Origin of the sequence: Microbacterium galbinum, from assembly GCF_023091225.1 — a bacterium.
Classification (GTDB): domain Bacteria; phylum Actinomycetota; class Actinomycetes; order Actinomycetales; family Microbacteriaceae; genus Microbacterium; species Microbacterium galbinum.
The window spans coordinates 2,278,461-2,302,100 of the sequence record NZ_JAHWXM010000001.1; the positions used below are offsets into that span (position 1 = coordinate 2,278,461).

Below are 23,640 nucleotides of genomic sequence, written 5' to 3' on the forward strand. Positions count from 1 at the left end.
CCACTACGGCTCCAGAGGAGCGCACCCGCACCTTGAGGCGGAGGTCCGGCACGTCAGCTGCAAGAGGTGCATGTCGATGAGGGCGACTCCGGATTGAGGGCACCAACTCCGACAGACGCCAGCCCGGTAGATCGCGAAGTTTGCGAGGGGTCGCCGGACCCCTGGCCACCGGTGCTCCTCCCGCCGCGCAGCAGTGTTTCACGTGAAACGTTGTAGAGATGCCGACACCAACCTCGACTGATTGACGCGATCGAGCCGTGTGGAGGTGAAGTACTCCCGGGAGTGAGCATCGGGAGGGGGCCGCGAAGCGGGAGGGTCCCCGTTCTGCGAACGAAGGGAGCGCTTCACCTCCACACCCCCAGGGGCTACTGCACCCCCACACCCCAAAGAGCACCCAGAAAACCCGAGATACAGCCCCCGGACAGCCCGAGGAACCCCACCCTCGGCGTTCCGACGTCGGTCCAAGCGATTAGAGTGGAACGCGGCCCCGAAAGGAGTGGATGTTTCACGTGAAACAGTCCGAGAAGGCATCCCCGAGTGAATCATTCGGGATGGATACACCGCTCGCGCGGGAGCTCGCCGACCTGTCAGCTCGACGTCGTGCTCTGGAGTCCACGAAGGTGGAGTTCTCCGGAGAGACGCGGGTGATGACGGTCTCCAACCAGAAGGGTGGGGTCGGTAAGACCACGACTGCGGTGAACGTGGCTTCGGCCCTCGCCGGACTGGGGGCGAAGGTCCTCGTGATCGACCTCGATCCGCAGGGAAACGCGTCGACGGCGCTCGGAGTTCCACACAATGCGGAGACCGCGAGCATCTACGACGTCCTGATCGAGGGCACGCCCCTCGCTGAGATCGTCCAGCAGAGCCCCGAAGATGAGAACCTCTTCTGCGCGCCGAGCACGATTCACCTCGCCGGCGCCGAGATCGAGCTCGTGGCGCAGGTCGCGCGCGAGCATCGACTGCGCACAGCACTCGACGAGTACCTCAAGAGCACGCCGATGGACTTCGTGATCATCGACTGCCCGCCGTCGCTCGGTCTCCTCACGATCAACGCGTTCACCGCGGCATCCGAGGTCTTCATTCCCATTCAGTGCGAGTACTACGCGCTGGAGGGTCTGAGCCAACTGCTCGGCAGCATCCAGATGATCCAGAAGCACCTGAACCCGGGTCTCCACCTCTCGACGATCCTGTTGACGATGTACGACGGGCGTACCCGCCTGGCGCAGCAGGTGGCCGAAGAGGTGCGCGGTCATTTCCCCGAGCAGGTGCTCGAGACGATGATCCCGCGGTCGGTGCGCGTGTCGGAAGCCCCGAGTTTCGGCCAGACGGTGATCGCCTACGACGGTCAGTCCGCCGGCGCGATCGCGTATCGTGAGGCCGCTGTCGAAATCGCGTCGCGTGCGGCGCAGAGCAAGGAGAAATGATGGCGAAGCGCACTGGTCTGGGCCGCGGAATCGGCGCACTCATCCCCACGGCCGATCAGACGGAGCGTCCGGTCGACGTGTTCTTCCCCGGCGCGAGCATCCGTCCGTCGGAGTCGACGACCACGACCGAGGCACCGGCCGAGGGCGCGGATGCTGCGGACCTCACCGTCGTGCCGGGAATCCACCTCGTGCAGGTCGACCCGAACAAGATCGTCGCCAACCCGCGCCAGCCGCGCACCCACTTCGACGCCGATGATCTCGCCGAGCTGGTGCACAGCGTGCGGGAGTTCGGCGTGCTGCAGCCCGTCGTCGTGCGCACCAACTCCGAGGGCGACTACGAGCTGATCATGGGGGAGCGGCGCACGCGCGCCGCTCGGGAGGCCGGCCTCACCGCCATCCCCGCGATCGTGCGCGAGACCGCCGATGAGAATCTCCTGCGCGACGCGCTGCTCGAGAACCTCCACCGTTCCGAGCTCAACCCTCTGGAAGAGGCATCCGCCTACCAGCAGCTGCTCGAGGACTTCGGCATCACGCAGGAGGAACTCGCGACGCGCATCGGTCGTTCCCGTCCTCAGATCAGCAACACGATCCGTCTGCTCAAGCTGCCGGTGCCCGTGCAGCAGCGTGTCGCGGCGGGCGTGCTGACCGCGGGCCACGCTCGCGCGATCCTCAGCCTCGAGACGCCCGAATCGATGCAGCGCCTCGCCGACAAGGTCGTGAACGAAGACCTCTCGGTGCGCGCGACCGAGGAGGCCGCGAAGACGCAGTGGAGCAGTGGCACCAAGACGACGAAGGCGACGCCGGGAGCGCGCCGCGCCTACCTCGACGAGGTCGCCGGCAAGCTCGGGGATCGCCTCAACACGCGGGTCAAGATCTCCCTCGGATCGCGCAAAGGCCAGGTCACGATCGATTTCGCCTCGATCCAGGATCTCAACCGCATCCTCAGTGAACTCGGCGAGGAGAGCTACGGCAACTGAGCCGGATCCACCGCAGAGAACCGCGTCCGACCCCCTGAATCACGGGGAGTCGGGCGCTTTTCTCGTCGACGGCCCTCGATGTCAAGCACCCCCGCGAGATTCTCCGGAGTTCTAGACTCGCTGAGGACGACCCATGGGAGGGCAACATGTCAGCGACAGCATCCGGATCCGGCATCAAGGGGAAGGTGATCGCGATCAGCATCGCCGCGGCCCTCGGCGGATTCCTCTTCGGATTCGACACAGCGGTCATCAACGGCGCGGTGGATGCTCTCGCCGGCAACCAGTCGGGCTTCGACCTCGGCGCCGGCCTCAAGGGCTTCGCCGTTTCGTCGGCCCTCATCGGTTGTGCGGTCGGCGCGTGGTTCGCCGGTCCGCTGGCGAACCGGTACGGACGCATCCCCATCATGGTCGCGGCTGCGGTCCTCTTCCTGGTGTCGTCGATCGGTTCCGGCCTGGCGTTCAGCGTCGTCGACCTGATCATCTGGCGCATCGTCGGTGGCCTGGGTGTCGGCGCGGCATCCGTCATCGCGCCGGCGTACATCGCCGAGGTCTCTCCCGCCAGCATGCGCGGTCGACTCGGCTCGCTGCAGCAGCTCGCGATCGTGAGCGGTATCTTCGTCGCCCTGTTGTCGGACGCCCTGCTCGCCGAGGTCGCCGGCGGCGCCGCCGAGTCGCTCTGGGGTCTGTACGCCTGGCGATGGATGTTCATCGCGGAGGCGATCCCGGCGACCGTCTACGGCATCATGGCGCTGAAACTCCCCGAATCCCCGCGCTATCTCGTGCGCAAGGGCGACATCGAGAAGGCATCCGAGGTGCTCACGACCGTCACGGGCACGGTCGATGTGAAGGCCAAGATCTCCGAGATCACCGGCACGATCGACACGGAGAAGAAGGAATCCCTGCGCGACCTGCGCGGCAACCGCTTCGGCCTCAAGCCGATCGTCTGGGTCGGCATCCTGCTGTCGGTCTTCCAGCAGTTCGTCGGCATCAACGTCATCTTCTACTACTCGACGACGCTGTGGCAGTCGGTCGGCTTCGGTGAGTCCGAGGCGCTGCTGATCACGGTGATCACTTCCGTCACGAACATCGTGGTGACGATCGTCGCGATCCTGCTCGTCGACAAGGTCGGCCGCCGCATCATGCTGCTCGTCGGATCGGTGGGCATGACGATCTCTCTCGGCCTCATGGCTCTCGCGTTCTCGTTCGGCACCCTCGATTCCGCCGGTGCCGTCACGCTGCCCGAGCCCTGGTCGACCGTGGCGCTGATCTGCGCCAACGCGTTCGTCGTGTTCTTCGGTGCCACCTGGGGCCCGCTCGTGTGGGTGCTGCTGGGCGAGATGTTCCCGAACTCGATCCGCGCGGGCGCTCTCGCGGTCGCAGCGGCGGCGCAGTGGGCGGCGAACTTCTTCATCTCGACGACGTTCCCCGCGTTCGCCAACATCGGCCTGCCGTCCGCCTACGGTTTCTACGCGTTCTTCGCACTGCTGTCGTTCTTCTTCGTGTACTTCAAGGTCGCCGAGACCAAGGGCAAGGAGCTCGAGGACATGAGCGAAGATGTGAAGGTCGAGCGCCGACCCCGTCGCGCACGCGCGTAGGCTGGAAGGCATGAGCGAGTCCGTCCCCCGTCGCGCCAGCCTGGAAGTACTGCGTGCCGAGGCATCCGACGAACTCGCCGTGATCGTGCAGGAGCGGTTGCTGGGCGGGGAGGACCCGTGGGAGTTCATGGAGGAGCTCCCCAGCATCGATGAGCTCGTCGTCTACCTGCTGCGCGCCGACAACATCAGCGCGAACGACGGCGTGCGGCCGAACGAAGCCCGGCACTACCGGGTGCTGCGGCAGATCGCCCTCGAGTACCCGGAGCTGACGCCGGCCGTGTGGGGCCTGCTCGACGAGAAGCAGCGCTACCGCCGGTGGGACCCGACGGTCGCGGACGCCTCCTGACGATGCCACGGATGCTCGTCGCCTACGACCCGTCGTGGCCCGAGCAGTTCGCGGATGCTGCCGCCCTGTTGCGCTCGCACGGCGACCCGGACTGGGTCATCGAGCACATCGGTTCGACCGCGATCCCCGGCATGCGCGCGAAGCCCATCATCGACCTCGCGGTGCGGGTTGCGGATCCTGCGGACTTCGAGCGGCATCGGAGTGCGCTCGAGAGGTCGGGCTGGCGGCGGGGGAGCGCGGTGCGCAGTCACCCGGTGATGCTCCGTGAGAGGGACGGCGTGCGCACGCATATCGCGCACTTCTTCACCGCGGCAGACTGGGATGCCGTGAACCAGAGGATCCTGCGGGACTGGCTGCTCGAGCACCCCGCGGATGCCGATCGCTACCGGCACGCGAAGTGCGATGCCGTGGCCGCCGCTGCCCGCGGTACCTCGAGCTACAGCGCCGCGAAGACCCCGGTGATCCAGGAGATCGTGGATCGCGCGCGCACGGCCCGGGGGTTGCCGCGGATCGAGGTGTCGGACAAGTAGCCGCGGGGTGGGGCCTTGCACAAGCCCAGGGACCCAGCTTCTGTCGGGAGGGGCCCGCGAAGCGGGAGGGTCCCCGTTCTGCGAGAGAGGGGAACATCCCGGAGCCCGTCACCGAAAGCATCCGTAGAACAACGGCAAGAACGAGAAAGGCCGCCACCCTCCGAAGAGAGTGACGGCCCGAAACTTCTCAGACTCAGCCGATGAAGGCCGCGAGGTCCTTCTCGAGGGCCGGCTTCGGCTTCGCGCCGATGATGGTCGTCTTGACCTCACCGCCCTGGAACACCTTCATCGCCGGGATCGACGTGATCTGGTACTTCATCGCCAGCTCGGGGTTCTCGTCGACGTTGAGCTTGAGGATGGTGATCTTGTCGGGGTTGTCGGCCTGGATCTGGTCCAGGACCGGGGCGACCATACGACACGGTCCGCACCATTCGGCCCAGAAGTCCACGAGAATGGGACCTTCGGCCTGCAGTACGTCCTGCTCCCAGGTCGCCTGGCTCGTAGCCTGTGCACTCATCAGAGTTTCTCCTTGTTCGAGGTTCGTCGGATACAACAGCCGACCGGAGGAAAGTGTTCCCGTAGGTCAGGCGGTGATGATCTCGGCCGCTTCGGCGGCCGGGAACTCGACGGAGGCGTCTTCGAGGTCGGCGAGGAAGTGCTCGGCGTCGAGGGCGGCGACCGTTCCGGAACCGGCAGCGGTGATGGCCTGACGGTAGGTGGGGTCGATCACGTCGCCGGCGGCGAAGACACCGGGAACCGAGGTGACCGAGGAGCGGCCGTCGACCCAGATCGTGCCCTCGGCGGTGAGCTTCAGCTTGTCGTGCACGAGGTGCGTGCGCGGGTCGTTACCGATCGCGACGAAGAGACCGTCGAGGGGCAGTTCGCGCAGCGTGCCGTCTTCGGTGGAGCGCAGCTGCACGCCCTCGACCGAGTCCTTGCCGAGGATCTCGGCGACTTCGCTGTTCCAGATGAACTCGATCTTCTCGTTCGCGAAGGCGCGCTCCTGCATGATCTTCGACGCGCGGAGGGTGTCCTTGCGGTGGATCACGTAGACCTTGTCGGCGAAGCGGGTGAGGAACGTGGCCTCTTCCATCGCCGAGTCGCCGCCGCCGACGACCGCGATCGTCTTCTCGCGGAAGAAGAAGCCGTCGCAGGTGGCGCACCACGAGACGCCGTAGCCGGAGAGGCGCTCTTCGCCTTCGATGCCGAGCTTGCGGTACGCCGAGCCCGTCGCGTAGATGAGGGTCTGGGTCTCGTGCACCGTGCCGCTGCCGAGGGTGACCTTCTTGACCGGTCCGTCGAGCTCGAGCGACGCGACGTCGTCGTAGACGACCTCGGTGCCGAACTTCTCGGCCTGCTCCTGGAACTTGGCCATGAGCTCGGGGCCCTGGATGCCATCGGGGAAGCCGGGGTAGTTCTCGACCTCGGTGGTGTTCATCAGCTCACCGCCGACCTCGACCGAGCTCGCGATGAGCAGCGGCTCGAGGTTCGCGCGCGCCGCGTATATGGCGGCGGTGAAACCGGCGGGGCCGGAGCCGATGATGACGACCTGACGCATGAAATGCTCCCTGTGAGAACTGCAATGCCATCGAATGATGTCCGACAGCTTCAACCCATGGTAACCGCGCGGCATTCCCGCGACGGGAGACGCTCAGCGACCGGGCAGGAAGCGCCGGGCGAGGGCTCCGGCGGCCTTCAGTTCGGGAGCGCGGAGCAGGGCGAGGATGCCGAGGTAGACGACCACGACGACGAGTCCGACGATCGCGGTACCGAGGGCGCCCTGGAACTTGTCGGCCATCGTCCAGCCGTCGACACCGCCCAGCAGCACGAAGGCGCCCCATCCGGCGAAGCCCGCGGGGATGCCGGCGAGTGCGAAGCGGCCGATCGCGGCCATCCAGGAGCGGATCTGCAGGCCGCCGATCTTGCGGTGCAGCAGCCAGGTGGCGACGATCGTCTGCACAATGCTCGCGATCGATTGGCCGAGGGCCACGGCGGCGGCGAGCGAGGTCAGCGGGATGATGCCCGCCTCACGCAGGCCGAGAGCCCCGAGGGCCGTGCCGACGATGAGCACGCACTGGAAGATCGTGAACCAGAACGGCGTGCGGGTGTCGTCGTAGGCGTAGAAGGTGCGCTGCACGATGAACAGGATCGTGAGCGGGATGAGGCCGAACAGATAGGCGATCAGCACGAGGGCGGCCGCCTGGGCGTCGTCGGCGTTGTCGGTGAAGACGCGGGACGCGGGGATCGCGGCCGCGGCGACGGCGGCGGTGGCGGCGACGATGAAGAACAGCAGGGTGCGGATGCTCTGCGCGATGTCCGCGCGAACCTCGTCGTCTCGTCCGGCTGCCGCGTGCGCGCTGATCTGCGTGAAGTACGGGGTGCCGATCGAGAGCACGATCACCGAGTAGGGGAGCATGAAGATGAGCCAGGCGTTGGCGGTCACGGTGGCCGAGGCCCCGAGGCCCGACACCTCGCTCACGAGATAGCCCTGGTACATGCCGGCCGCAAGGCTCGCGAACGCCATGAGGAACGTCCATCCGGCGAGCCGGCCGACGTTGCCGAGACCCACACCGCGCCAGCGGAAGTCGGGCTTGAGGGCGAGTCCGGTGCGGCGCCAGAACACGAGCAGCACGAGGGCCTGCAGCGCGATGCCGAGCGTGGCGGTGCCGCCGAGCACGGTGATCATCTCGGGCGTCCAGTCGGCCGCCTTGGTGGAGACCGGGCCGAAGAGGGCGCCGAGCGCGAGGAAGCCGGCGATCGAGACGATGTTGTTGACGACGGGGGCCCACGTGAAGGGACCGAAGATCTTGCGCGCGTTGAGCGCCTCGCCCAGCATCGCGTACAGGCCGTAGAGCAGGATCTGCGGCAGGCACCAGTAGGCGAGAGCGGTGGCCAGCGCCAGCGCATCATCGCTCGCCTTGCCGGCCACGAGGTGCACGAGCCAGGGCGCGGCCGCGGTGGCGATCGCGGTCACGACCACGAGCACGACGGTGCCCAGGGTGAAGAGCTTCGAGATGAAGGCGTTGCCGCCGTCGGCATCCGCGGTGGCCTTCACGATCTGAGGGACGATCACCGCGGTGAGGATGCCGACCGAGATCAGGGAGAAGACGCTGTTCGGCAGCTGGTTCGCGTAGGTGAAGGCGTCCGCCGCCTCGGAGGCGACCGATCCCAGCACTCCGACGAGCACGATGCTGCGGAGCAGCCCCGTGATGCGGGAGACGAGGGTGCCGGCGCCGATGATCGCGCTCGCGCGCCCGAGACTGCTCACGTGGTTTCTTTCTCTCCGGATTCGTCGAGGGCCTCAGTATCCGCCGCGGCATCCGTCTCGCCACCCTCGACCGACGACTCCCGACGTCGACGGAGCACCGTGCGGATCACGCCGCCGACGATCAGCAGCACGGCGAGACCGCCGAAGATGACGAGACCGATCGTCTCCCACTCGGCGCGCACCGCGACGCGCACCGTCTGCGGACCGTCGATCAGTGCGCCGGTGGGGCTGTAGAGGTTCAGGCGCAGATCGAGCTCGCCGCTGCCGACGCGCGCAGAGACGGGAACCTTCACCCGGGCGCTGGAGTTCGCCTGCACGACGACCTCGTTGCTGCCCTGCACCTCGAGGCGGGGGTCGGTGGGCGCGACCGTCAGGCGCAGATTGACCGGCCACGGCAGGTCGTTGCGCACGCTGAACGGGAGGTCGGCGTTGGCGCTGAGCAGCTGGATCGTGCTCGACGGGGGGATGCTGACGGCGTGGAGCGTGTCGTTCGTCGCCGCACGGTGCACGGCGACGTTGGTGCTGAACTTCGTCTCGGGCACGCCGACCGCGATCTCGCGCAGCACGCGGATGCGCTCCCGGCCGAGCAGCACCTGCGGGTCGTCGAGGATCGTGGCGAAGGTGGCGAGCGTGCCCTCGTCGACCAGCATGTTCTGGAGAGCGCTGACGCGGAGGTCGTCGACGGCACCCGTGAGCGCGACGCCCGCGGCAGGAGCCGAACGCACCGACGACAGGTCGAAGCCGGGGGAGTCGACCGCGGCGATCGCCTCACGAAGCGCTGCGGCGTCTCGGGTCTCGTCGCGGTCGAGGCCGACCAGGAGCGGGCCCTGCGGCGCCGCCTGCCCGGCGAAGTAGAGCTGTGCACTCGCTGCGGCGAGCCAGCGCTGCCGGGCGCCCGAAGCCGATTCGCCCGCGGCACCGGAGATCGCGGCGGAGATCGCCTCGTCGACGACGAGCAGGTCGTGCCCGTCGGTCGTCGCGTGCGCGGTGTCGACGGCATCCGTCGCGGACGACGAGACGATCGTCGTGACCTCGCCGCCGAAGTAGGAGGTGAAAGTCGCGAGGTCTTCGGAGCGGGCGCCCGCCAACGGCCAGACGATTCCCTCGATGGCGTCGTCGATGGTCGTGAGCGCCTCGTCGTCGGGCAGCACGGGCGCGTCGGTCGCGGAGGGCGTCGGAGACGGCGTGGAGGTGCCGGGGGTCGGCGTGGCCGTCGCCGGGTTGCTCGGGAAGTTCAGGGGGTTCACGAAGGGCGCGAGGGTCGTGGGCTGCAGCAGCTCCGGCAGCTGCGCCTGCGCCTGCACCGTCGCATCGGCGTCGCCGAACTGCAGGGCGAAGCGCTCGTTGGGGAGATCGTCGAAGCGCTCGAGCCAATCGGTCGCGTTCGCCGGCGCCGAGGTGCCGAGCACCCGGATCGCCGCGACGATCGCGGGGTCGATGGCGATCACGGCCGCCGTGCCCGAGACGCCCTCGAGAGCAGCCGTGAGAGCCCCGTCGGCCGCCGTGAGCTCGGCGAGCTCGTCGGCCGTGAGCAGCACGCCGTCGGCAGGAGTCGCGGTGATGGGCACGATCACCCCGACCTGCACGGCATCGGCGGTCACGACGAGCACGCTGTCGGCCGAGACGTTGCGCGACACGAAGTCATCGCTGCCGACCGTGCCGGTGCTCGCTCCGCTCAGTCCCGCCCGGATCGGATAGACACCGGGAGCGAGCTCGGCGAGGGACTCCGGCGGGATGTCGACCGAGACGCGATCGGAGCCGCCCGCCTCGACGGCATCCGTCGCCTTCGATCCGAGCGTCTCGAACTCTCCGGGCGCCGACGTCTCATCGAGCCAGGTCGAGACGGCCGTGCCGTCGGAGAGCGGAGTGCGGTTGATCTCGACCGTGACGGTGCCGGTCGACAGGCGGGCATCGGTGTCGTTCTGCAGCGAGAGGGATGCCGTGGCCGACGCACCCGGGGTGATCCTGCCGTGCGAGCCGATCGCGACGGAGAGCTCGACGATGCCGGCATCCGTCGTCTCGTCGTCGCCGTCGGCCGCCATCGCCGGAGACGCGAGCGCGCCGAGACCGGCCGCGAGGGTGAACGCGGCCGCCGCGCTCGTGAGTCGCCGAAGACGCGCACGGAGGCGTCTGTCGGGGGTGCTCGCGGTCATGAAGGTCTTCCTCGAACGCCCGGGAAGAGGGCGGAATCGTGAGTACTGACCTTGTGATTCTAGAAGGCGCGCCGGAGGAGAACCCTGAAGACGCGTAGAGTGACGGCCGTGTCCGCCTCTGCCATGCCCGTTCCCGACCCGCTCGGATGCGCTTCGCTCGCCGCCGACCTCGACGCCGCCGACCTGCGCTCCGCACCGTTGCGCCGCCTGTGGGGCGAAGAGGCCGACGACGCCCTGGCCCGCGGCATGCGCGAGCCCATCCTGCGCGCGATCGAGGGTGACGAGAGAACTCTCGCGACCCTGGGGCGCTTCTTCGTGCTCGGGATGCCGCAGCCGCGACGCTCCGTCGAGGAGGCGCTTCCACGTCTCGGCGTCGACGGGCTGACGGCTCTCGGTCTCGCCACGGCATCCGACACCGTCGTCACGCCCACCGCGCTCCTGCGCCCGCAGTCGTTCGTCGACGCGGACGGGGTCGGGGAGTGGTGGATCGCGAGCGACCTCGACGAGGTCGCGCTCGGCACCGCGCTGCCCGCCGACCACGTGCTCGGAGTGGGCGGCGCCTCGCGCACCCTCGCCGAGATCGTCGTGCCGATCGAGGTGGAGCGCGCGCTCGACCTCGGCACCGGATGCGGCATCCAGGCGCTGCTCGTATCGCGCCGTGCCGGACGGGTCGTCGCGACCGACATCTCCTCTCGGGCCCTGGCCTACGCCGAGCTCAACGCACGACTGAACGGGATCGGCAACATCGAGTTCCGTCTGGGCAGCATGTTCGAGCCCGTCGCGGGGGAGGCTTTCGACCTGATCGTCTCGAACCCGCCCTTCGTCATCACGCCGCGCACCGAGGGCGTGCCCGAGTACGAGTACCGCGACGGCGGACTCATCGGAGACGCGCTCGTCGAACAGTTCGTGCGCACCGCACCCGCCTTCCTCACCGCGGGCGGAAGCGCCCAGCTGCTCGGCAACTGGGAGTCGCGCGACGGGGTGAAGGGCCTGGCGCGGTTGGACGCCTGGGTGCCGGGCGACCTCGACCTCTGGGTCGTCGAGCGGGAGGAGCTCTCGCCCCTCGCCTACGCCGAGCTGTGGATCCGCGACGGCGGCACCACCCCGCGCGATGCGGAGTTCACGCCGCTGCTCACCGCCTGGCTCGACGACTTCGCCGCACGCGGGGTGACCGCGATCGGCTTCGGATACGTGCTCATCCGTCGCGGAGACGCCCCCGTGCTCCGACGCAGCGAGCACGTCGGCCAGGCCGTGTCGGGTGTGGGCGAGGCGCTGGGCCGCGGACTCGTGGCGCACGACCTGCTCGCGAGCGGAATTCCCGCGACCCTCGTCACGGCATCCGATGTCACCGAGGCCCGGCACCTGCTGCCCGGCAACGACGACCCCAGCGTGATCGAACTGCGTCAGGGCGGCGGCTTCGGACGCACGGTGAACGTCGACCCGGCGCTCGCCGCATTCGTGGGCGCCTGCGACGGCGAGCTGACGGTCGGGCAGATCGCCGCGGCCCTCGCCGACCTCTTCGACGTTCCGCTCGCCGATCTCTGGGCCGAGCTGGAGCCGCGCATCCGGGCGCTGCTGATCGACGGGTTCCTCGCGGCGGAATAACCCGCGGCATCCATGCGTTCGAATACACCATGAAGGCTTTCGGATTCCTCTCGTTCGGTCACTACGCCGATGTCCAGGGTTCGGCGACCCGCACCGCGGGCGACATGCTGAAGCAGACCATCGAGATCGCCGAGGGCGCCGATGAGATCGGGGTGAACGGCGCCTACGTGCGCGTGCACCACTGGGCCCGCCAGGCCGCCTCGCCCATGCCGCTGCTGTCGGCGATGGCCGCGCGCACGAAGCGCATCGAGGTCGGCACCGGCGTGATCGACATGCGCTACGAGAACCCGTTCCAGTTCGCCGAGGAGGCGGCCGCCCTCGACCTGATCGCCGACGGACGCATCGCGCTCGGCGTGAGCCGTGGGTCACCCGAGACGGCTCTGCGCGGCTACGAGACGTTCGGCTTCCACGACGAGGAGGATCCCGAGCGCGGCGGTGTGATGGCCCGCGAGAAGTTCGACCTCTTCCTGCGCGCGATCGACGGCGAGGGCCTCGCCCCGGGCGACCCTCGGATGGTCGGCGCCGGACGCTACCTGCAGATCGAGCCGCAGTCGCCCACGCTCCGCGACCACATCTGGTGGGGCTCGGGATCGCGGGCCACCGCCGAGGAAACCGGGCGCAAGGGCCTCAACATGATGAGTTCGACGCTGCTCACCGAGGCCACGGGCGTGCCGTTCCACGAACTCCAGAGCGAGCAGATCGCGCTGTTCCGTGCGGCCTACAAGGAGGCCGGTCACACCGGCTCGCCGCGCGTCTCGGTGAGCCGCAGCGTCTTCCCGCTGATCACCGACATGGACCGGGCGTACTTCGGTCTGCGCAGCGAGGACAGCGGCGACCAGATCGGCATCATCGACGGTTACCGGTCGACCTTCGGCAAGACCTACGCCGCCGAACCCGACGTGCTCATCGAGCAGCTGAAGAACGACTCGGCCGTCATGGCCGCCGACACCCTGCTGCTCACGATCCCGAACCAGCTCGGCCCCGCATACAACCTGCACGTGCTCGAGTCGTTCGCGAAGCACGTCGCGCCGGCGCTCGGCTGGAAGCCGAACACCGAGGGCCCGGTGCAGGGCGACCCCGTCGTCTGAGACGCGGCGGGCGCGGCATCCGTTCCCGGTTCGGCGTCTCGAGGGCGGGCGTTCGCCGGGGCCGGCCGGCCGTTGACACGGCGCGCGGGATGGTCGACAGTGGGTTCGCCGTGTCGGATGCCGCGGCATCCGCTCCTCGGACATCGGAGAACCCATGACCCGCGTTCGCGTCGATCTCAACATCTCTCTCGACGGCTTCGCCACGACCACCGACCAGACCCCGGAGAACCCGTTCGGCGAGGACTGGGGTCGTCTCACGGCGGCGTATGCCGCGACGCGCACGTTCCGTGAGCGGGTGTTCCACGACACGAGCGGTGCGGGCACGACCGGGGTCGACGAGAAGTACGCCGCACGCTATTTCGAGAACATCGGCGCCGAGGTCATGGGCGCCGGGATGTTCGGTCTGCACGCGAACCCCGACGACCCCGACTGGCGCGGCTGGTGGGGCGACGAGCCGCCCTTCCACGCGGCGGTGTTCGTGCTCACGCACACTCCGCGCGAGCGCATCGAGTTCGCGAACGGCACGTCGTTCGAGTTCATCGACGCGGCGCCCGAAGAGGCGTTGCGACGCGCGGTCGAGGCTGCGGAGGGTGCAGACGTGCGGGTGGGCGGCGGAGCGACGACCGTGCGCGAATACCTGCGCGCGGGTCTCGTCGACGAGCTGCACGTCGGCATCACCCCGATCCTCATCGGCAGCGGCATCCGCTTGTGGGACGACCTGCGCGGACTCGAGTCCGGATACTCCGTCGCGTCGGAGACGGCCGAGTCGGGGGTCGTGCACCTGACGTTCTCGCGCGCGAACTGACCGCCGATCAGGCGGAAGTTCTTCTTCGCCTCGCTGGTATACCGATGTAGCCTGGCGCCATGCGCGCGAAGCGAAGCAGCATCGTCATCGGAGTCCTGGCCCTGGTGGCTGCCGTCGCGGTGGTCGCGAGCCCCGCGTCGGCCGCGACCACGACCCAGTGGGCGACCTGGCAGCCACTGACCGGCACGAGCGGTGCGTATGCGACCTCGGTGCAGATCACTCCCGACCCGTCCATGGTCGCGATCGTCACCAGTACCTCGCGCTCCGGCCAGGTCGGCGTGATCTCGGGCGCATCGACGTGGCTCTCGCAGGGCACCCCCGTCGGCGCGAAGTACGGATCCAGCCGGGACCAGCCCTATCTGAACCTGCGCCCGCAGGCCGACACCCCCACCGGATCGTCGACGACGACGTACTCCTTCCTCGACCCGACACCCACCGCAGGCTGGACCTTCGTGCTCGGCGACATCGACGCCGACTCCGTGCGCATCCAGGCCACCGGTCCCGACGGACAGGCGCTCACCGCCGACGAGCTCGGGTTCCGCGGCGGCTTCAACTACTGCGCTCCCGGCGTGGTCGGCAAGCCGTCATGCACCGGATCGGCCACCGATGTGCCCACCTGGGACGACACGACCCTCACGCTGACCGGCAACGCCGGTGCGGTCGACACCTCGGGTGCGGCGGCCTGGTTCGAACCCTCCGCTCCCATCACGACCCTGAGCTTCGTCTTCACCCGCCGCTCGGGTCTGCCGGTGTACCAGACGTGGTTCGCCTCGCTCGCGCGCGACGTCAGCGGAACCGTCGTCGACGACGCCGATGCACCGCAAGCGGATGTGGATCTCATACTGACCGATGCGAACGGTCGGGTCGTCGCCTCGACGACGACCGGCGCCGATGGCACCTATTCCTTCCCCGGCATCCAAGGCAGCGGCGGGTACACCGTGCGAGTGAGCGCACCCGAGGGAAAGATCGCGGAAGGCCCCTCGACCCGACCCGTCGACCTCAGTGAGACGGATGCCGTCGGCGTCGACTTCGTCGTGCGCGACATCGTGCCGGTCGCGGTCTCCGGACGGGTGGTCGACGAGAGCGGCAACGGTGTCGGCGGGGTCACCGTGGTCGTCGACGGGACCGAGCTCACCGCGATCACGGAGTCGGACGGGCGGTACCTCTTCGACACCGTGCCCGTCGGTGACCACGTGGTGCGCGTCATCCCACCGGGCGGCTTCTCGACCGCCGCCGACACGCGCTCGATCTCGGTGCCGGAGGACAGTGAGGAACCGATCACCATCCCGCCGGAAGAAGACTTCGTGCTGCTGACGAACGCCGATCTGAGTGGCGTCGTCACATCGCCGGCGACGGGTATCGGCGTGAGCGGGGCGGTGGTGACCGTCACCGACCCCGACGGGAACATCGTCGCGACGACCGTGACCCGCCCGCTCGGGGAGTACACGATCCCGCGCCTTCCCCCGGGTGACTACACGGTCACGATCGCGCCGCCGAGCGGCTATGCGCCACTCGGACCCACCAGCGCGACGGTCGAGCTCGGCAGTGAGTCGCTGACCGACGTGAACTTCGAGCTCGCGCTGCTGGGGAGCTTCTCGGGAACCGTGCGGGATGCATCGGGTGCCCCGGTCGCCGGGGTCGCCCTCACGCTCGAGGGTCCGGGGGGAACGCGGCAGCTCGTGTCGGCGGAAGACGGCTCCTACAGCCTCGGCGGTCTCGCGCCGGGAGACTACGTCCTGACGGTCGTCCCGCCCGAGGGCACGCAGGCGGTCGACTTCGCGCGCCGCTCGTTCGGTTTCCTGCCACAGGGCGGCGGCACCGTCATCGCCCAGGACTTCGTGCTCGCCGCGGTCGTGGTCGAGCCCAGCCCGTCGCCCGATCCTGACCCGCCGACGACGCCCGTCGTACCGCCGGCGCCGGGCACGGGTGGTGCGGGCACCGGAACCCTCCCCGGAACGGGCCTCGGCCCCGAGACCTTCGCGTGGGCGGCCGGCGGAGCAGTCGTGCTGCTGCTCGGTGCGACGCTGCTCATCGTGTCGCGTCGGCGGGCGCGCGGTCGCGACGAGGGGTGAGGCATCCGTTCTTCGCGTTCACAACTCCTGAGAATTTGGGCGTTCAAGGCCGGATTCGATGTGTTCGGAGTGCTGAAGCAGTTTTCTCCGGAGTTATGGACGCCCGGCCGGGTGCACCAGCCGGAACAGCTCGCACACGACCGGCATATCCGGCGCGAAACCCCGCGGATTCTCGGAGTGCGCGCGCCAGTACCGCTCGTGCGCGGCGCGCCAGTACTCGAGCGTGCGGTCGCCCTCGCCCTCGGCGTGGGCATGCGCGGCCTCGACCTCGTCGAAGGGGACGATGCGGATGCTCGTCGTCTCGATCACCGCGCGCGGTGCTCCGGTGCCGTCGAGGATGATGCTCAGCTCGCCCTCGACGGGGAGTGGATCGCCTGCGGCTTCGTAGTCCCAGACCGACGAGGCGGTCCCCGTCTTGATGCCCTCGAGCACCAGGGCCAGCAGGTCATCCGCGTGCGCGGGGGTCGCGCCGAAGGCCCAGGCCAGGGGCACGGCGGTGGGAAGCTCCGGATGCTCCGACCGCACCTCTTCCCAGAACGAGGCGAGGGCGGTGGGGTCGGCGGTGATCATGACCTCAGCCTAGGCATCCGATCAGGAGGCGGGCGGCCCGAACAGCTCCTCGCCGTGCTCGTGCAGCAGACGGTAGGCATCGGCGAACGTCTCGGGGTCGGGCTCTCCGGGCTTCCCGTAGCGCGACAGCAGCAGTCCGAGGAGTCCCCGCGCGGGCGGTGTGAGGGGCTTCATGCCGGAGGGGTCTCCCGGCTTCGGCTCGAGCTCTTCGGGGTTCGGCGGCGTGTAGGCGGGAGTCGTGACGGGCCAGTCCGAAGGATGCCGCGGCTGATCGAGGTTGATGGCCTCGAACAGCGTGTTCGCCGAGGCGTCGCGGTCGTTGAGAGGCTTCAATCCGTGGAGCCGCGAGAGAGTGGCGGTGACGGTGCCGTGATGCATCTCGTCGTGCACGATCGTGCCGCGCTTCGTGTACGCCGACACGGCGATCGCGGGAACGCGGCATCCGAGGCGGTCGAAGGTGAACCCCATCTCGCCGGCACCGGTGTCGGCGGTCGGCTTGGTCGCGGCGGGCGGCGGCACGTGGTCGTAGCATCCGCCGTGCTCATCGAAGGTGATGAGCAGCAGGGTGTTGACCGCGTTCGACCCCTTCGGTGAGGCGCTCGTGCGCACGGCCTCGTAGATGTCGTGGATGAGCCGGTCGCCGGCGCGCACGTCGGAGATCGCACTGTCGTAGACCGGCTCTCCGTCGACCGTGCTCTCGCGGGGCGAGCCGAACGGCGGGTGGAAGTCGTTGTGGTCGTAGACCATGCGCGGCTCGATGAACGCGTAGGCGGGGAGGGTGCCGTTCTTCGTGTCGGCGTAGAAGTCCTCCATGGTGCCGAAGTGGTCGGTGCGCCAGTACTTCTCGAGCACGGCGGCATGCAGCATCCCGGTGAACGAGACGAGCTGCAGCTTGTCGATGTAGATCTTCCAGCTCAGCTTCTTCTCTTCGAGCCGGTTGAAGACGGTCGGGGCGGCGGGCGCATCGAGCCACTTCTTGTAGCCGCCGCCTGCCTGGTTGGTGACGAAGCCGTGCGAGGTCGACGCGTGGAAGAAGGAGCGGTTGCAGAAGGTCTGCGAGGGCACGCCGGCGTACCAGTGGTCGAAGACCGCGAACTCGCTCGCGAGGGTCGAGAGCACCGGCAGCATCTCGGGCGAGAACGAGCCCATGATGCGCGCGGCCTCTTCGGGCTTCGGCTCCGTGCCCTTGCGCAGGCGACGGAAGTTGATGATGTAGTCCTCGAGGAACCCCGACATCGTGGCCTTCTCACCGTGCGTCGGGGCGTTGAACGGGGCGGTCATCTCGTCGACGAACAGATCGGCGTTTCCCTTCGGGTCGACCGTGCCGAAGATCTGCGTGTTGACGTGCGGGTATTCCTCGCCCGGGTCGGGATCGGGCAGGCTCATGATGCGATCGGTGTCGCCGGTGTACACGTGGGCGTCGACGACGGTGCCATCGGATGCCGTGTTGCTGTGCTTCCCGAACGCGAGCCCCTCGAACGTCTCGCCGGCCGGCAGCGTCTGCTGCGAGTACAGGTAGCCGAGCAGGTTGTCGAAGGAGCGGTTCTCGCCCATGACGACGACGAGGTGGTCGAACCCGGGTTCGCTGCGCGGGGTGAGGGCGGCGAAGGGGTCGGGTTCGGACGCGAACCCGTTACGGGAATTCTGCGCGGCGACGGATGCGCCGATGGCCGCTCCGGCCGCACCGCCGACGACGGCGCCGGCGAACGCGGCCCCACCCATCTTGAGGAACCCGCGCCGCGACGGGGTGCGGGCGGCGTGGGGATTCCGGTCGGATGCCGGATCGGATGCCGGGGGAGGGGTGCTGTCGTCGGCCATGGGGTGATCCTATGGCGGGGACGTCGGCGGCGGAATGCTGGAACGCATCCCGTCGCATCGGTACCGTGGATGCATGAGCCACGCGGGAGACTCCTCTGTCGATGCACGGGTCAGAGCCGTCGAGAAGGACTACCTCTCGCGCCAGACCCGCCTCTTCATCACGTTCGCGCTGATCGAGGGGCCGGTCCTGCTTCTCGGAGCAGTGCTCATCTACGGGTTCGAGCTCATCGACCCCGAGGTCGGCATCTGGTTCCTCGTCGCGGTGGCCGTGATCGGCGGCGGCGTGCTGAGCATGATGCTGCTGCGCCTCATCCAGGGCCGGGTGCAGGCGATCGACCGGGCGCGGGGCGAGAACCCGCTGTTCTGAGGGCACGACCACACCGCCCGACTACGCTGGAACCCATGCTCAACATGGCCGAAGGCCTCGACCGTCTCGGCGCGCTCGCCGCGCATCCGGTGGTGCGCACCCTCGCCACGGCGTTCGCGGATGCCGGGTTCGACCTGGCCGTCGTCGGCGGTCCCGTGCGCGATGCGCTGCTGGGGCGTCCGACCCACGACCTCGACTTCACGACCGATGCTCGGCCCGACGACATCCTGCGCATCGTCACCCCGATCTCGACCGCGCAGTGGGACATCGGCCGCGCGTTCGGCACGATCGGTGCGCGCGTGCAGAAGGAGCAGGTCGAGATCACGACCTACCGCGCCGACAGCTACGACGGGGTGACGCGCAAGCCCACCGTCGAGTTCGGCGACACGATCGACGCCGACCTGGTGCGCCGAGACTTCACGGTCAACGCGATGGCGCTGCAGGTGCCCTCGGTGAAGCTCGTCGACCCGACCGGCGGGGTCGAAGACCTCATCGCGGGAGTGCTCCGCACCCCGACCGACCCCGACGTCTCGTTCAGTGACGACCCGCTGCGCATGCTGCGGGCCGCCCGGTTCAGCGCACAGCTCGGCTTCCGCATCGACGACGACACCGCCGACGCGATCACGCGGCTGCGGGCGACGCTCGAGATCGTCAGCCCCGAGCGCATCCAGTCCGAGCTCGTGCGCCTCATGCAGACCGACGACCCGGTGCGCGGCATCCGCGCTCTCGTCGAGACCGGACTGATCGATGAGTTCCTGCCCGAGGTGAGCGCCCTCAAGCTCGAGGTCGACGAGCACCACCACCACAAGGACGTCTACGAGCACTCCCTGACGGTGCTGCGCCAGGCGATCTCGCTCGAGCACTCCCGGCATCCGGGTGCCGAGCCCGACGTGGCGCTGCGCATCGCGGCTCTGCTGCACGACATCGGCAAGCCCCGCACCCGCAAGCTCGAAGACGGCGGAGCGGTCACGTTCCACCACCACGACATCGTCGGCGCCCGCATGGCGCGCAAGCGCCTGCAGGCCCTGCGGTTCGACACCGCCACGACGGATGCCGTCGCCACCCTCATCGAGCTGCACCTGAGGTTCTTCGGCTACGCCGAGGGCGCCTGGACGGATGCCGCGGTGCGCCGTTACGTGCGCGATGCGGGCCCCCTGCTCGAACGCCTGCACATCCTCACCCGTGCGGATGTGACCACGCGCAACAAGCGCAAGGCGGCGCGACTGTCGTCGGCGTACGACGACATCGAGTCGCGCATCGCGGCGCTCGCCGAACAGGAGCAGCTCGACGCGATGCGTCCGGAACTCGACGGCAATCGCATCCAGGAGGTGCTCGGCATCCGTCCCGGTCGCGAGGTCGGCGAGGCCTACAAGTTCCTGCTCGACCTGCGCCTCGACGAGGGCGTGCTCGGTCCGGAGGTCGCCGAGGAGCGTCTGCGCGCCTGGTGGGCGGCGCGCGCCTGAGCCGCCGAGGCGGGCGGTGGTGGCGGCGGCGGACGGTCTTTCGCCTCGCGGCAGAACCTCCTCGATCACCCGTGGGAGGGTTCCCACGGGCGACCTCGGCTCCTACACTGGGAGCACGCTCCACCCCCGAGGAACGGAGTCCCTGTGCCGTCGCAGTGGCAGTCTTCGCCTGAGGCCTCTCGCCTGATCATCGAGCGTGCGCACGAAGAGCTGCTCGCCGGCAACCTCGATGACCAGCGCCTGCAGCAGGTGCGCCCGCTCGTGCGGGCGTCGTGGGAGCGGTCGTGGCGCGGACGCGTCGGCCCCGAGAGCCCGCCCGCGCTCGAACTCGGCCTCGACGAGCTCGAGGAGTATCGGCGTGCGCACCCGCTCGCCGCCGTCATGGACACGATCCGCGGCCTGCTGCTGCCGGGCACTCCGGAAGACGCGGGAGTGGTGATCGCGATCGGCGACCAGGCCGGTCGACTGCTGTGGATCGAGGGAGACCGCCAGCTGCAGAGCCTCACCGACGACATGGGTTTCGTCGCGGGCGCGAACTGGGCGGAGGATGCCGTCGGCACGACCGCCCCGGGCACCGCGCTCGCCCTCGGACAGCCGGTGCAGATCCGCGGCGCCGAGCACTACAACCGCCTGGTGCACCCGTGGTCGTGCACGGCGGCACCGGTGCGCGACCCCGAGACGCAGCGCGTGCTCGGAGTGATCGACATCACGGGTGGTTCGGAGGTCGTGACCCCGCAGGCGCGACTGCTCGTGGATGCAACCGCCCGTGCCGTCGAGTCCGAACTGCTGATCACCCGCCTGCGCGCCCGGGCCGAGGTGGCGCCCCGGGTGCACCCTGCGCCGACGCGCACCCGCGCCGCGGCGCGCGCGACCCTGCACGTGCTCGGGCGCGACAGGGCGCGGCTCGAGACGGCATCCGATCATGAGGAATCGGTCATCGAGCTCAACGCCCGCCACGCGGCCATCCTGCTGATGCTCGCCGTCCACCGGCAGGGGCTGTCGGCCGAGCGCCTCACCGAGCTCGTCTACGGCGCCGACGTCTCGCCCGACACGCTGCGCCCCGAGATGGTGCGGCTGCGCAAGGTGCTCGAGCAGCGGATGCCGGAGCTGGTGCCCGAGTCGAGACCGTACCGTTTGCCCGTGACCCTCGACACCGACGCACAGGACGTGATGTCGCTGCTCGACCGCGGCGCGCACCGGGTCGCGCTCACCGCCTACCGGGGTCCGGTGCTGCCCGAGTCGGCCTCGCCCGGGGTCGAGGAGTTCCGTGAGACGGTGCGGGCGGCGCTGCGGGAGGCGATGCTGTCGGAGGCGAGCCTCGACGTGCTGCTCTCGTACGCCGAGATCCCCGAGGGGCAGTCGGATGCCGAGGCGCTGCGCCTCGCGCTCGAGATGCTGCCGGCACGCTCGCCGAAGCGGCCCGGACTGGTCGCCCGGATCGAGCGACTCGAGCGCGCGCAGGCCTGAGGAGCATCCGCAACCGGGCGCAACGTTGCGCACCCGGGTGCAACGTCGCGCGACCTACCTTCGGAGGACAGCCGCGCACCGAGGCGCGGCCCAGCCCGAGGAGTCACGATGACCATCGTCGAAGAAGACGTGTCCACTGCCTACGCCGCCCCGGGTCAGCCGGGATCCCTGGCCGACTACCGCCCCCGCTACGGCCATTACATCGGAGGCGAGTTCGTCGAACCCGCGAAGGGCCAGTACTTCGAGAATGTCAGCCCCGTCAACGGCAAGCCGTTCACCGAGGTCGCCCGGGGCACGAGTGAAGACATCGACCGCGCGGTCGACGTCGCCTGGAAGGCCTTCGCCTCCTGGGGCAAGACGAGTCCCGCCGAGCGCTCGGTCATCCTGAACAGGATCGCCGACCGCATCGAGCAGAACCTCGAGCGCATCGCCGTCGCCGAGACGTGGGAGAACGGCAAGCCGGTGCGCGAGACGCTCGCCGCCGACATCCCGCTCGCGGTCGACCACTTCCGCTACTTCGCGGGTGTGCTGCGGGCGCAGGAGGGCGGCATCAGCCAGCTCGACGAGAACACCGTCGCGTACCACTTCCACGAACCGCTGGGTGTGGTCGGGCAGATCATCCCGTGGAACTTCCCGATCCTGATGGCCGTCTGGAAGCTGGCCCCGGCGCTCGCCGCGGGCAACTGCGTCGTCATCAAGCCGGCCGAGCAGACACCGGCATCCCTCCTGTTCCTGTTCGAGATCATCGGCGACCTGCTGCCCGCGGGCGTCGTGAACATCGTCAACGGCTTCGGCATCGAGGCCGGCGCCCCGCTCGCGCAACACAAGCGCATCCGCAAGGTCGCTTTCACGGGCGAGACGACGACCGGCCGGCTCATCATGCAGTACGCCTCGCAGAACCTCATCCCGGTGACGCTCGAGCTCGGGGGCAAGAGCCCGAACGTGTTCTTCGAAGACGTCGCGCGCTCGACCAGCGACCCGTTCTACGACAAGGCACTCGAAGGCTTCACGATGTTCGCGCTCAACCAGGGCGAGGTCTGCACCTGCCCGTCGCGGGCGCTCATCCAGCGATCGATCTACGACGGATTCCTCGCCGACGGGCTCGAGAGGGTCGGGAAGGTCATACAGGGCAATCCGCTCGATCCCGCGACGATGATCGGTGCCCAGGCATCCAACGACCAGCTCGAGAAGATCCTGAGCTACATCGACATCGGAAAGCAGGGCGGTGCGCGGCTGCTCACGGGCGGCGAGCGGGTCGACCTCGGCGGCGATCTCAGCGAGGGCTACTACGTCGCGCCGACCGTGTTCGAGGGCACCAACGACATGCGCATCTTCCAGGAGGAGATCTTCGGCCCGGTGCTGTCGGTCACCTCGTTCGACGACTTCGACAACGCGATCGACATCGCCAACGACACCCTCTACGGGCTGGGCGCGGGGGTGTGGAGCCGCAGCGGCGACACCGCCTACCGCGCGGGTCGGGCGATCGAGGCCGGGCGCGTGTGGACCAACACCTACCACCAGTACCCGGCGCACGCCGCGTTCGGCGGGTACAAGCAGTCGGGCGTCGGTCGCGAGAACCACAAGATGATGCTCGACCACTACCAGCAGACGAAGAACCTCCTCGTCTCGTACGCGGAGGGCCCGATGGGCTTCTTCTGATGGTCGACATCGGCACCTACCAGCGGGTCGCGGTGACGGATGCTGCGGCATCCCTCATCCGCGACCTCACGGCGCAGCACGGCCCGCTCATGTTCCATCAGTCGGGCGGATGCTGCGACGGCTCGTCGCCCATGTGCTACCCGGTGGGGATGTTCCTCACCGGGCCGGGCGACGTGCAGCTCGGGAGTCTCGACGTCGGGCTGGACGCAGAGGTCGAGGTCTTCATGTCGGAGTCGCAGTTCGAGTACTGGAAGTACACGCACCTCACCATCGACGTCGTGCCGGGGCGCGGTGCGGGGTTCTCGGTGGAGGGGCCGACCGGGATGCGGTTCCTGATCCGGTCGCGGATGCTCGACGACGCCGAGCTGGAGTACTTCGGGTTGGCGTGAGGTTCGCGGACGTCCCTTAGTCTCGTCGCTGCGCTCCTCGCTCA

Annotated in this window: 20 protein-coding genes; 14 read left to right on the top strand and 6 right to left on the bottom strand. The window is 68.9% G+C overall.

Going from position 1 to position 23,640, the window contains the following annotated elements; all coding sequences use genetic code 11:
• The first annotated feature begins 500 nt into the window (after positions 1–500).
• The 5 genes from KZC52_RS10850 (at position 501) to KZC52_RS10870 (ending at position 4,872) form a co-directional block, all read left to right on the top strand.
• A complete protein-coding gene (locus KZC52_RS10850) occupies positions 501–1,424 on the top strand; it encodes a ParA family protein (RefSeq protein ID WP_247624058.1) in 924 nt (307 codons plus the stop codon).
• Positions 1,424–2,401, top strand: a complete 978-nt coding sequence (locus KZC52_RS10855) for a ParB/RepB/Spo0J family partition protein (protein WP_247624059.1) — start codon at positions 1,424–1,426, stop codon at positions 2,399–2,401. Before KZC52_RS10850 ends, KZC52_RS10855 begins: the two co-directional genes overlap by 1 nt.
• Positions 2,402–2,547: 146 nt before the next feature.
• Positions 2,548–3,996: a sugar porter family MFS transporter gene (locus tag KZC52_RS10860; protein ID WP_247624060.1), complete on the top strand. Its 1,449-nt coding sequence runs from the start codon at positions 2,548–2,550 to the stop codon at positions 3,994–3,996.
• Between the two features lie 10 nt (positions 3,997–4,006).
• Positions 4,007–4,342: a tryptophan synthase subunit alpha gene (locus KZC52_RS10865; RefSeq protein ID WP_247624061.1), complete on the top strand. Its 336-nt coding sequence runs from the start codon at positions 4,007–4,009 to the stop codon at positions 4,340–4,342.
• A gap of 11 nt (positions 4,343–4,353) precedes the next feature.
• Positions 4,354–4,872, top strand: a complete 519-nt coding sequence (locus tag KZC52_RS10870) for a GrpB family protein (RefSeq protein ID WP_247624062.1) — start codon at positions 4,354–4,356, stop codon at positions 4,870–4,872.
• Positions 4,873–5,065: 193 nt separating this feature from the next.
• Here the strand turns inward: KZC52_RS10870 and trxA are convergent, their stop codons facing one another.
• From trxA to KZC52_RS10890, 4 genes are all read right to left on the bottom strand, one after another.
• Positions 5,066–5,389, bottom strand: a complete 324-nt coding sequence (gene trxA / locus KZC52_RS10875) for a thioredoxin (protein WP_247624063.1) — start codon at positions 5,387–5,389, stop codon at positions 5,066–5,068.
• 66 nt (positions 5,390–5,455) lie between these two features.
• Positions 5,456–6,430, bottom strand: coding sequence for a thioredoxin-disulfide reductase (gene trxB, locus KZC52_RS10880; protein ID WP_247624064.1), 975 nt, complete (start codon positions 6,428–6,430; stop codon positions 5,456–5,458).
• A 93-nt stretch (positions 6,431–6,523) separates the two neighbouring features.
• On the bottom strand, positions 6,524–8,140 hold the full coding sequence (murJ, locus tag KZC52_RS10885) for a murein biosynthesis integral membrane protein MurJ (protein ID WP_247624065.1): 1,617 nt from the start codon (positions 8,138–8,140) through the stop codon (positions 6,524–6,526).
• Complete coding sequence (locus KZC52_RS10890) at positions 8,137–10,293, bottom strand: DUF6049 family protein (protein WP_247624066.1); 2,157 nt, start codon at positions 10,291–10,293, stop codon at positions 8,137–8,139. Before KZC52_RS10890 ends, murJ begins: the two co-directional genes overlap by 4 nt.
• A 123-nt stretch (positions 10,294–10,416) precedes the next feature.
• Here KZC52_RS10890 and KZC52_RS10895 point away from each other — a divergent pair, with 123 nt between their 5' ends.
• The 4 genes from KZC52_RS10895 to KZC52_RS10910 all read left to right on the top strand — a co-directional run bounded on the left by KZC52_RS10895 (position 10,417) and on the right by KZC52_RS10910 (position 15,863).
• Positions 10,417–11,898: a DUF7059 domain-containing protein gene (locus tag KZC52_RS10895; RefSeq protein ID WP_247624749.1), complete on the top strand. Its 1,482-nt coding sequence runs from the start codon at positions 10,417–10,419 to the stop codon at positions 11,896–11,898.
• A gap of 29 nt (positions 11,899–11,927) precedes the next feature.
• Entirely contained in the window at positions 11,928–12,986 is a 1,059-nt protein-coding gene (locus tag KZC52_RS10900) for an LLM class flavin-dependent oxidoreductase (RefSeq protein WP_247624067.1), read from the top strand.
• 154 nt (positions 12,987–13,140) lie between these two features.
• A complete protein-coding gene (locus tag KZC52_RS10905; protein WP_247624068.1) occupies positions 13,141–13,791 on the top strand; it encodes a dihydrofolate reductase family protein in 651 nt (216 codons plus the stop codon).
• Between the two features lie 59 nt (positions 13,792–13,850).
• The gene (locus KZC52_RS10910; RefSeq protein ID WP_247624069.1) at positions 13,851–15,863 is read left to right on the top strand and encodes an MSCRAMM family protein; all 2,013 of its coding nucleotides are present in this window, start codon (positions 13,851–13,853) and stop codon (positions 15,861–15,863) included.
• 93 nt (positions 15,864–15,956) lie between these two features.
• On the opposite strand, the gene KZC52_RS10915 is transcribed toward KZC52_RS10910, so the two are convergent.
• Complete coding sequence (locus KZC52_RS10915; protein WP_247624070.1) at positions 15,957–16,433, bottom strand: ASCH domain-containing protein; 477 nt, start codon at positions 16,431–16,433, stop codon at positions 15,957–15,959.
• 21 nt (positions 16,434–16,454) lie between these two features.
• Positions 16,455–18,251 (bottom strand): alkaline phosphatase family protein, encoded by a 1,797-nt coding sequence (locus tag KZC52_RS10920; RefSeq protein ID WP_247624071.1) that lies wholly within the window; start codon positions 18,249–18,251, stop codon positions 16,455–16,457.
• A gap of 73 nt (positions 18,252–18,324) precedes the next feature.
• On the opposite strand from KZC52_RS10920, the gene KZC52_RS10925 reads away from it, so the two are divergent.
• The 5 genes from KZC52_RS10925 (at position 18,325) to KZC52_RS10945 (ending at position 23,596) form a co-directional block, all read left to right on the top strand.
• Entirely contained in the window at positions 18,325–18,618 is a 294-nt protein-coding gene (locus KZC52_RS10925) for a hypothetical protein (protein WP_247624072.1), read from the top strand.
• Between the two features lie 35 nt (positions 18,619–18,653).
• Positions 18,654–20,081: a CCA tRNA nucleotidyltransferase gene (locus KZC52_RS10930; RefSeq protein WP_247624073.1), complete on the top strand. Its 1,428-nt coding sequence runs from the start codon at positions 18,654–18,656 to the stop codon at positions 20,079–20,081.
• Positions 20,082–20,225: 144 nt separating this feature from the next.
• Positions 20,226–21,548, top strand: coding sequence for a GAF domain-containing protein (locus KZC52_RS10935; protein ID WP_247624074.1), 1,323 nt, complete (start codon positions 20,226–20,228; stop codon positions 21,546–21,548).
• A gap of 108 nt (positions 21,549–21,656) precedes the next feature.
• Entirely contained in the window at positions 21,657–23,207 is a 1,551-nt protein-coding gene (gene exaC, locus KZC52_RS10940) for an acetaldehyde dehydrogenase ExaC (RefSeq protein WP_247624075.1), read from the top strand.
• Positions 23,207–23,596, top strand: coding sequence for a DUF779 domain-containing protein (locus KZC52_RS10945; protein WP_247624076.1), 390 nt, complete (start codon positions 23,207–23,209; stop codon positions 23,594–23,596). Before exaC ends, KZC52_RS10945 begins: the two co-directional genes overlap by 1 nt.
• Positions 23,597–23,640 lie beyond the last annotated feature (44 nt).